At 46.6% G+C, this 9,215-nt stretch carries 9 protein-coding genes; all 9 read left to right on the top strand.

The window, feature by feature from the left end; all coding sequences use genetic code 11:
• Positions 1–130: 130 nt before the first annotated feature.
• The 9 genes from HMPREF1985_RS04340 to HMPREF1985_RS04300 all read left to right on the top strand — a co-directional run bounded on the left by HMPREF1985_RS04340 (position 131) and on the right by HMPREF1985_RS04300 (position 9,209).
• Entirely contained in the window at positions 131–1,057 is a 927-nt protein-coding gene (locus HMPREF1985_RS04340; RefSeq protein WP_040637041.1) for a ketopantoate reductase family protein, read from the top strand.
• Between the two features lie 60 nt (positions 1,058–1,117).
• Complete coding sequence (locus HMPREF1985_RS04335; RefSeq protein ID WP_021771265.1) at positions 1,118–1,534, top strand: DUF3783 domain-containing protein; 417 nt, start codon at positions 1,118–1,120, stop codon at positions 1,532–1,534.
• Positions 1,531–2,367, top strand: coding sequence for a hypothetical protein (locus HMPREF1985_RS04330; RefSeq protein WP_021771264.1), 837 nt, complete (start codon positions 1,531–1,533; stop codon positions 2,365–2,367). Before HMPREF1985_RS04335 ends, HMPREF1985_RS04330 begins: the two co-directional genes overlap by 4 nt.
• 46 nt (positions 2,368–2,413) lie before the next feature.
• Positions 2,414–3,352, top strand: coding sequence for an ABC transporter substrate-binding protein (locus HMPREF1985_RS04325; RefSeq protein WP_040637082.1), 939 nt, complete (start codon positions 2,414–2,416; stop codon positions 3,350–3,352).
• Positions 3,349–4,122, top strand: coding sequence for an ABC transporter ATP-binding protein (locus HMPREF1985_RS04320; protein ID WP_021771262.1), 774 nt, complete (start codon positions 3,349–3,351; stop codon positions 4,120–4,122). The genes HMPREF1985_RS04325 and HMPREF1985_RS04320 overlap by 4 nt, the downstream gene beginning before the upstream one ends.
• Complete coding sequence (locus HMPREF1985_RS04315; RefSeq protein WP_021771261.1) at positions 4,119–4,865, top strand: ABC transporter permease; 747 nt, start codon at positions 4,119–4,121, stop codon at positions 4,863–4,865. Before HMPREF1985_RS04320 ends, HMPREF1985_RS04315 begins: the two co-directional genes overlap by 4 nt.
• A 10-nt stretch (positions 4,866–4,875) precedes the next feature.
• Positions 4,876–6,516 carry a hypothetical protein gene (locus HMPREF1985_RS04310; RefSeq protein ID WP_021771260.1) on the top strand — a complete coding sequence of 547 codons (1,641 nt, stop codon included), beginning with the start codon at positions 4,876–4,878 and terminating at the stop codon, positions 6,514–6,516.
• Positions 6,517–6,671: 155 nt separating this feature from the next.
• Positions 6,672–8,495, top strand: a complete 1,824-nt coding sequence (gene typA / locus HMPREF1985_RS04305) for a translational GTPase TypA (protein ID WP_021771259.1) — start codon at positions 6,672–6,674, stop codon at positions 8,493–8,495.
• Positions 8,496–8,675: 180 nt separating this feature from the next.
• A complete protein-coding gene (locus HMPREF1985_RS04300; protein WP_021771258.1) occupies positions 8,676–9,209 on the top strand; it encodes a cell division protein SepF in 534 nt (177 codons plus the stop codon).
• Positions 9,210–9,215: the final 6 nt, after the last annotated feature.

Raw genomic sequence — 9,215 nt, 5'->3', positions numbered from 1 at the left:
GATTTTGTAACACATGTATTGTAAACCTACAACAAAAATGGCTGACTGTGCACAACTTCATTGCATAGCAGGGAAATCTGCGATATAATGAAAAACATTATCTGACGTGAATCATGAGGGGGGAGTTGCCTTGAGGTTTGTCATTGTGGGAACGGGTGGAACAGGTGGTTGTCTAGGCGGATACCTTGCCCTTGCTGGAAACGATGTCACGTTTATCGCGCGCGGAAGACATTTAATGGCGATTCAGGAAAAAGGATTAACGATTCGAACAGGGCATAGAGGCGATATTCATCTCGCCGATACGAAAGCCTGCACGATGGAGGCGTATCAAGGCACGCCGGATGTTCTATTTGTTTGTGTCAAGTATTATGGTCTCTCTGATGCTATTGCATTTGCAAAGCGTGTAGCAGATCGTTATACACTTGTGATCCCAATTTTGAATGTATATGGAACAGGCGAGGTCATGCAGCAGGAGTTGCCGGAAATCACTTGCCTTGACGGTTGTATTTACGTCATGGCGCAAGTAGAGGCTCCGGGCATCATTGCGCAGCCACAAAAAATTCTCCGCGTCTTTTATGGCTTTCGGCCGGGACAGGATCGGCATCTTGCCGATAAAGCGCATGCGTTGGAAAAAATTCTAAAAGAAGCCGGGATATCGTGCCAGTTCACCGAACAGATTCGACGTGATGCGCTGCAGAAGTTCGCCTTTGTTTCTCCGCTGGGAGCGACCGGTCTTTACTATAATGCAACAAGTGAGGCATTTCAGCATGCTGGGCCAGAACGCGAGATGTTCGTCGGAATGATTCGAGAGGTCATTGCAATTGGGGCAGCGATGGGAATCACCTTTGAGACGGATCTTGTAGAGACAGGGTTGAAGCTCATCGATGCCTTCAAGCCAGGGCTTCGGACGTCCATGCAGCGCGATGTTCTCGCAGGTGGTGCATCAGAATTTGAAGGGCTTGTCAATCGCGTTGTCGCGCTTGGAGAAATGTATCGTGTGCCAACACCGTTATATGAAACGGTTCGTGAATGGGGTGTGGCACACCATGTGCAATAGATACGATTCATACAAAATGTAAAAGAATGTTTCCGACAAGTTCTTTTAGGAGCGTATAAAATGAAACGAGAAGAACAAGCTTTGCTTTACGGAATTCACGATACGGAAAAGTTTGCGCTGCTGATGAAGACCCTTCGCCGTCTCGGCGTGAGGGTGCGCGAAGTACCGAATGGAGCATGGAATGAAAAAGTAGGATTTCTACTTGGTATGAAGGGATTTCAGGCAGCAAAGTCTTCAGATTCAGAAGGTTTTACGTTCCCGCATGAGGTCATGGTTCTGCAAAATGTACGAAACAAGCGATTGGAAGCCGTTCTGAAAGCGCTCGATGATGCAGGTGTGGAACGGATTCGATTCAAGTCGGTTGTAACACCATTCAATATCCTATGGACCTTTCGCCGTCTTTGCGAAACCATGCAGCGTGAGCATGGAGCATTAGCTGTATCGAATGAAGACCTACAGAGGGAAGGAGACATATGAAAGAGCAGGATTTGGATGAAACGCAGTACATGGATCCAAAGGAGAATCAACGATTCAAAAAGAATATGATTCGTTCTGCTGCGGACACACAGCCGCTTTCATCGATTGAATCGCGTGATGATATCCAACAGCCTTTTCCTAAGAAAAAAGGGGATGTGCGAGAACTCTCACCGATACGTAAGACAGGGAATCTGCGGAAGAACACTTTTCATGGGATTCGATTCAAGCGAAAAAAATGGATTTTTCTTGGTATTTCTTTTTTGTTCGCTGCCCTGATTGGATTTGTGATAGCGGGCTATCGTCAAGATGCATCGGATAAACAACAAGACTTGCACTTGCGTCAGGAACAGATTGCCGATCAAGAAAAGAAATTGGTAGCGCAGGAACGTGATTTGGAAAAGCGCCGCACAGAGATTGAGTCGAAAAAGGAAGCTTTGGAAAAACGTCAGCATGAGCTGGACAGTCAGGCGGGACGACTTCAGGGGCGTGCGGAGGCGTTGCAGGAGGACAAGCCTACTTCTGTAATCGGCAAGATTGTGGACAAGGTTTCGGGGAAAGAAGGGAAGCGTGAACAAGCTGTTGCGCAGACGGAAGCACGAGGTGCTGCGAATGCAGATGAATCGGCGAATGTCCATCAATCGATTGCGGACACGCAGAATATGCTCGATGAGATCGACAAAAAGATGGATCAAGTTCAATCAATGAAACGGGATGTCGATCAAGTCAAGCAACAGGCACAGGCCGCATATGAGGAAAACCGTGATACGATTGATCGCGTCATTGGATATGCACGGCAGGGAGCGGCACTTTTGGCTTCCTATTTATCGCGATGATATGGACAGGGAAAGAGGGGTTCAATTGAATTTCAAAAAATGCTTGATGCTCGGCACTATGGCGGCATTCATCATAACGGTTATCGGCTGTGGTGGTACGCAAGGTACGAAGGAGACGTCTGAGACGAAAGATATGAAGCCGCTCGTCGTCGGTCTCATGCCGGATACCGATTCGCTGCCGTTTATCATTGCACAGGAAAAGGGTTATTTTGCTGAAGAGCGGCTTTCTGTTGACATCCAACAGTATAAGAGTGCAATGGATCGGGACAGTGCTCTGCAAAGCGGGAATTTGGATGGTGCCGTTTCGGATATGCTTGCCGTCGCTTTTGCAAAAGACGGTGGCTTCGATGTGAAGGTCACATCGTTCACAGATGGAAGCTATAAATTGATTGCCTCAAAGGAATCTGGGATACATACCGTTGCGGATTTGGTCGGAAAAGAGGTCAGTGTTTCGCGTAATACGATCATTGAATATGTCACGGATCAAATTTTGGCAAAAGAAGGCGTGAGGGAAGATTCCATCAACAAAGTTATTATTCCGCAGATTCCAACACGTCTTGAGATGCTTCAAAATGGAAAACTTGCTGCAGCTACATTACCTGAGCCGATGGCAAGCATTGCAGTAAAAAAAGGTGGCGTATTTCTCGCAGGGTCGGATGAGCTCGGGATTAATCCTGGCGTTATTCTCTTTACGGGAAAAGCAACAAGCGAAAAGAAAGCGGAGATTGCAGCTATGTATCGTGCCTATAATAAAGCTGTTGATTACCTAAATGATACGGATCCTGAGCAGTACATGGATCTCATTGTTGAAAAAGGCGGATTCCCGCCAAGTGCAAGGGACGCGCTGCGTTTATCAAAGTACCATCATGCTTCTTTGCCGAAGGATTCGGATGTAGCGGATTGCATCAAGTGGCTCGTGGACAAACAACTCATCAAAACGCAGTTTTCTTATGATGACCTAGTGGTGAATTTGTTAGAAAAATGATGGAAGATAGCATTAAAATCGAAAATCTTACAGTCCGCTATGATGATAGATCCCACAAAAGAGATATGAATACGATTTTGAATCAGTTTAGCCTTACCGTTCCGAAAGGAACGGTTTGTGCTATTATCGGACCTTCCGGATGTGGAAAATCAACGTTGCTGAAGGTGGTGGCAGGATTGATTCAGTCTTCCTTTGGCGTCGTTCGATTCGGCGATAAGCCGATCAATCCGAAGAATTTCCGCATTGGTTTCATGCCGCAAAACTATGGCTTATTGCCATGGAAAAGCGTGCACGACAATATTTTGCTCGGATGTCAGATCAAAGGAATAGCGAAATCAAGACGAGCGGATATGCGTTCGCTGTGTGAACGTTTGCATATTGAAACCTTGCTGGATCGTTATCCACATGAACTAAGCGGCGGACAGCAGCAACGCGTCAGTTTGGCGCGCGTTTTCCTGCTTTCTCCTGATGTTTTGTTGATGGATGAGCCTTTTTCTGCTTTGGACGCCATTACACGCGACGCAATGCAGGAAGTATTCTTGGATTTGTGGCGCGGACAGTCCATCACGACTTTGCTTGTCACGCATTACGTAGAAGAGGCACTATACTTAGGTGATCGGATCGTCATTATGCCGGAACGATATACAGATGCGATTACCATAATTGACAATCCGCTTGCAAGGGATAAAGCACAGCGCATGGGACAGAAATTTTTTTCAATGAGTTGCGCATTGCGTAAAAAAATCATACAAATGAGGAGCAGGTCATGAGGGTCGGTCGTATCATTGTGTCGTATCTAACAGCGGCAGCTTTCCTATGCATGCTTTGGACATGTGTGGCTTATATTATGGAATTGCCAATTGTTCCGCCTCCTTCACGCGTCCTATCTCGTCTTGTTCTCGTTTTTTTCGATTCCATTGCGGTACATGGTGCATACAGTCTATTTCGCATAGGAGCGGGGCTCCTGATGGCTGTAATAATCGGCTATCCGCTAGGTGTTTTGATGGGGTATTGCAGACGGGTGGATCGCATTCTTTCGCCTTTCGTTTATTTGACATATCCAATTCCGAAGATCGCCCTTTTGCCAATTTTGATGTTACTGACCGGTATAGGGGAACTTTCGAAAATACTCATGATTTTTTTGATCATCGTATTTCAAGTCGTCATTGCTGTGCGTGATGGCGTTCGTGCAATTCCTTCCGAAACGTATTTCCCACTTCGTTCGCTTGGTGCCTCTTTTGGACAGATTTTGCGTCATGTGATCTTTCCTGCCGTCCTGCCTAAGTTCATCACGGCTATACGCGTTGCAATGGCGACAGCGGTCTCCGTTCTTTTTTTTACAGAGACATTCGGTACCCAATATGGCATGGGCTATTACATCATGGATGCATGGCTGCGTGTCAATTACCTTGATATGTATGCCGGCATTGTCACGTTAAGTGCAATGGGGCTTTCGTTATTTGGCCTAATCGATTGTTTTGAGCATTTTACTTGTCATTGGCAGGAAAGATAGAGGGATTTGCTTGAAAAAGATATGGCTGCTTTTTCTATTGCTGGTGATTTTTCTTATAGAAACCACTTTTATGGCAGGAGTGCTGGATGACGTTCGCTTCAAGCTTTGTGACATGCTAACGGAAAAACAGGGATCTGAAGATCTTTTTATTCGTGCAGAAGGGGCTGTTACGAAAAGCACTATGCGGGATGTTCGAGAAGCAGCAGAGGAAATGAATCCACTTCTCGACGCGGAAATGCATGTCGCTTTGCCGAAGCATGTCAAAGTTTATGTTGCAGGCTCTCAGGAAATCTATGCACAAGTTTTGGCGCGCGAATTTTCACTCGAAACGAAAGAAGCGGAAGGGGTCGCCAATATTTCTGGCGGTTGGTCGGGTGGAAAGCACCGCATTACGGCAATCAATGGTGCGGCAAACGTGATGAAAGGACGAAGTGACCGAATCCATACGACGGGACATGAACTTTTTCATCAAGTGCAGTATGCACTAGCGAACGGCAAGGATACCGACGAGAAAGCACTTTTTTGGTTGGAAGAGGGTACGGCAGACTACATGGGAGCACTCTTGTCCGAACGTATGAATGGGCGTACACGAGACAAGTGGATTGCCGATATTACGCTAGAGCTTCTTTCCGCACCGAGGATGGCACGCATAGCGGATCTGCAGCATTTGGACCTTGCAGAACGCAAGCACATCATGGGAAAAGAGTTTCATGCATATTCCGTGTCAGATCTCATGACATGGTACCTGCTCAATCAGCTTCCGAAGGGGAAAGAAGGGGAATGTCTGACGAATTATTTTCAAGGTTTAGGAGCAGGCCGAAGTGGGGAGGAATCTTTTGAAAAAGCATTTGGCATGACAACGGAATCTTTTTTTGCCTCCTTTTCGCATTGGTGGGAAGAACAAAGAAATGCCCCACTGGAGTTTCATATAGAGAACGGATCGGTCAAAGAGCAGTATGTGCGAGATATAAAGCAGTATCTTGCGTTTAGCCATACGTTGGTCGAACAGCGTCTCGGATATACACTTCACGGAGCATATACGCTCGTACTGGCAATGGGGCAAGAAGATTTCGTAAACGATATTATGGCATATTGTGATGTTGAAAAAAAGACAGCAGAAGAATTGGCAGCATCAAGTTTGTGGGTTGAAAACGGAAGCACGATTTTGCTCAATGCGGGAGAGCTTCAATCTAAGCAACAGACGATTTTCACTTTGGGAACGATGGTAGCGCGTATTTTCGAGCGACAACGCATGGCAACAGACAATAAAGAGCCGATTTGGCTCGTATATGGAAGTTCGTACCTTATGGGAGTAGACGCCTTGTCAGAATCTGGTTATGGGGCGCTTCGCGATTACCGGCGCACATGGATATTGAAGCTGCGTGAACAAAAGGCAATACCAAAGTTGGCAGATCTTCAGACAGAAGAATCTTATCAACACATGGTGGATATCTATGGGCACGAGATAGTATCCCTCGTTATGGAACTCGGCACGTATGAGTTGATTGATTCAAATGGTTGGGCATCGTATGCACGCTGGATTGAAGAAGTGCGCGAGACAGAAAACGGCAAACAGGGATTTCGAAATGTTTGGGGAAAATCGGCAAAAGATTTTGCCTTGGATTTTGATCATAGGCTGCACAAGGAATGAGGTATTTGAAAAAAATTTCTATTGACAATGTTTTTGCACTATAATAATATTGTAGTGTTATTATGCTGATCGATAATGTTAGACGGCGTTCATTCGCGTAATTCGGAAGCATAACTTTTAGAATGGCAGTCACTTTGGGAGGAATCGCATAAAGCATGAGCAAGGTAACGAACGAAAAGCTTAGAAATATCGCAATCATAGCGCACGTCGACCATGGCAAGACGACACTGGTTGACGCAATGCTTAAACAGAGCCACGTTTTCCGATCCAATGAACAAGTAGCGGAACGCGTTATGGATTCTGGCGATATCGAGCGCGAACGCGGCATTACGATTCTTTCCAAGAATACGGCACTGATGTACAATGATGTCAAGATCAACATCGTGGATACGCCGGGGCATGCCGATTTTGGCGGTGAGGTAGAACGCGTCCTCAATATGGTCGATGGCGTGCTCCTTCTTGTCGATGCCTTTGAAGGGCCCATGCCACAGACGAAGTACGTCTTGCGCAAAGCACTCGAACAGAAACTCAAACCGATTGTTGTCATCAATAAGATTGATAAGCCAAATCAGCGTGTCGACGATGTGTATGATGAGGTCTTGGAGCTTTTCATGGAGCTTGATGCAGACGATGACCAGCTTGATTTTCCTGTTATCTATGCAGCAGCACGCGATGGCATTGCAAAATACAGCATGGACGATGAGAGCGATAATCTTGAGCCGCTTATGGAAACGATCCTAAAGGAAATTCCTGCACCGGTAGGCGATCCTGATGCTCCGCTCCAAATGATGGTCACGACGCTCGAATCGGATACATTTGTAGGGCGTGTCGCAGTTGGTCGCATTATTCGTGGTACTGCCAAGGTCAACCAAAATGTTGTTATCATCGACGGGGACCGTGAGACGAAGGCAAGGATTGGCAAGATCTTCACGTATCAAGGGCTAAAGCGCGTGGAAGTGCAATCTGCAAGCATGGGTGAGATCGTTGCGCTTACGGGACTCGGCGATGTGTCTATCGGCTATACGATAGCGGATGCGGAGACGCCAGAGGCGCTTCCGACAATCAACATCGACGAGCCGACGCTTTCTATGACGTTTGGTGTCAATACGAGTCCGTTCGCAGGTCGTGAAGGATCACTGGTTACATCGCGTCACTTACGTGACCGTCTCTTCAAGGAAGTTGAAACGAACGTTGCGATGCGTGTCGAGGAAACGGATTCTGCCGATGTATTTAAGGTTTCCGGTCGCGGTGAGCTGCATCTGTCCATCCTCATTGAAGAGATGCGTCGCGAGGGCTACGAGCTGCAGGTCGGTAAACCTGAAGTTGTATATAAGACGATAAATGGACAGCTTTGTGAGCCGATTGAGAATCTGACCGTCGAAGTTCCGCAGGATTACATGGGTGCTGTTATGGAAGGGCTCGGTACACGCAAGGCTGAGCTGACAAATATGGTCGAAACGGCAGGATATATGCGTCTTGAATTTACGATACCGGCACGTGGTCTTATAGGCTTCCGTTCCGAACTTTTGACGAGTACAAAGGGCAATGGAATTATGAACCACGTGTTTCACGGATATGCGCCGTACAAGGGTGACATCCCAGGACGCACGCGTGGCTCGCTTGTTGCCTTTGAACAAGGCGAGACGACGGGGTACGGTATTTTTACGCTTCAGGATCGTGGCACGATGTTTATTTCTCCTGGACAGCAGGTATACGAAGGTATGATTGTCGGGGAAAACTCGCGTGAAAACGATATCGATATTAATCCATGCAAGAAGAAAAATGTTTCGAATATGCGCACATCCGCTTCGGATGAGGCAGTTCGATTGACGCCGCCGCGGCTGCTCTCTTTGGAGCAGGCAATAGAATACATCAACAGCGATGAGCTAGTCGAAGTTACGCCTGAGAATATTCGCTTGCGTAAGGCCGTCCTTGATCGCACGGTTCGCGGACGTGCCGCAAAAAATGCTAGAAAGTGATCCTATTGGAAGCATAGATGTCGGCGGATTGTCATGCAATGAGCCGATTTTTCCAGTAATTTTATATTTTTCTCTTGAATTGTATCACTGTTTTCGTTATGATATAAAAGAAATATATGTATTTTGAATGAGTTAGCCGGTTTATCGTGATGTATGTGAATGGTGGAAGGGCGAGGTTCAATGGGTGGATTTTCAAAGTTAAAAGGCATGATGCAGAGTGCGTTCGATACGATTCTGCCGCCGATTGAAGATGATCTGATGGACTTGGAAGAAGATCTCGTAAATGAGGAATCGTCCAAGCCAGCAGTACAGAAGGCGAAAGTTGAAACGGCATCATACAAGGTTGCAGGAGGCAGTCCTGTGTATGTCAGCAGAGGAGCGGATACGACAGACCATTTTGCTCATGCATCGTATTCGCAGCGTCCCCAGCTTACCGTTCACACGAATAAGTCGGCTGTACTTAAGGTGCAGATTTATGCACCGCAGGATTTCGACCAAGTCACGACAATTGCAGATGATATTAAGAGTGGAAAAGCAGCGGTCGTAAATTATGAACGTATCGACGCAAGTGAGCAGCGTCGTATCTGCGATTTCGTCAATGGCGTATGTTATGTGATGAATGGGTGTGCAAAGCGCATCTCTGAACAGATTGTACTTTACGTGCCAGATGGAGTTGATGTTGCGGATTGCATGCCAATTGCATTAACGGACTGAATTATA

This window comes from Mitsuokella sp. oral taxon 131 str. W9106 (genome assembly GCF_000469545.1).
Taxonomy (GTDB): Bacteria; Bacillota; Negativicutes; order Selenomonadales; family Selenomonadaceae; genus AWVT01.
This window is presented reverse-complemented; position numbering and strand designations above follow the sequence as displayed.

What these genes read in the sequence shown, in the direction of transcription:
- HMPREF1985_RS04335 (WP_021771265.1), top strand. Translation starts at nt 1,118, where the DNA reads ATGAAACGAGAAGAACAAGCTTTGCTTTACGGAATTCACGATACGGAA.
- HMPREF1985_RS04330 (WP_021771264.1), top strand. Translation starts at nt 1,531, where the DNA reads ATGAAAGAGCAGGATTTGGATGAAACGCAGTACATGGATCCAAAGGAG.
- HMPREF1985_RS04325 (WP_040637082.1), top strand. Translation starts at nt 2,414, where the DNA reads ATGCTCGGCACTATGGCGGCATTCATCATAACGGTTATCGGCTGTGGT.
- HMPREF1985_RS04320 (WP_021771262.1), top strand. Translation starts at nt 3,349, where the DNA reads ATGATGGAAGATAGCATTAAAATCGAAAATCTTACAGTCCGCTATGAT.
- HMPREF1985_RS04315 (WP_021771261.1), top strand. Translation starts at nt 4,119, where the DNA reads ATGAGGGTCGGTCGTATCATTGTGTCGTATCTAACAGCGGCAGCTTTC.
- typA (WP_021771259.1), top strand. Translation starts at nt 6,672, where the DNA reads ATGAGCAAGGTAACGAACGAAAAGCTTAGAAATATCGCAATCATAGCG.
- HMPREF1985_RS04300 (WP_021771258.1), top strand. Translation starts at nt 8,676, where the DNA reads ATGGGTGGATTTTCAAAGTTAAAAGGCATGATGCAGAGTGCGTTCGAT.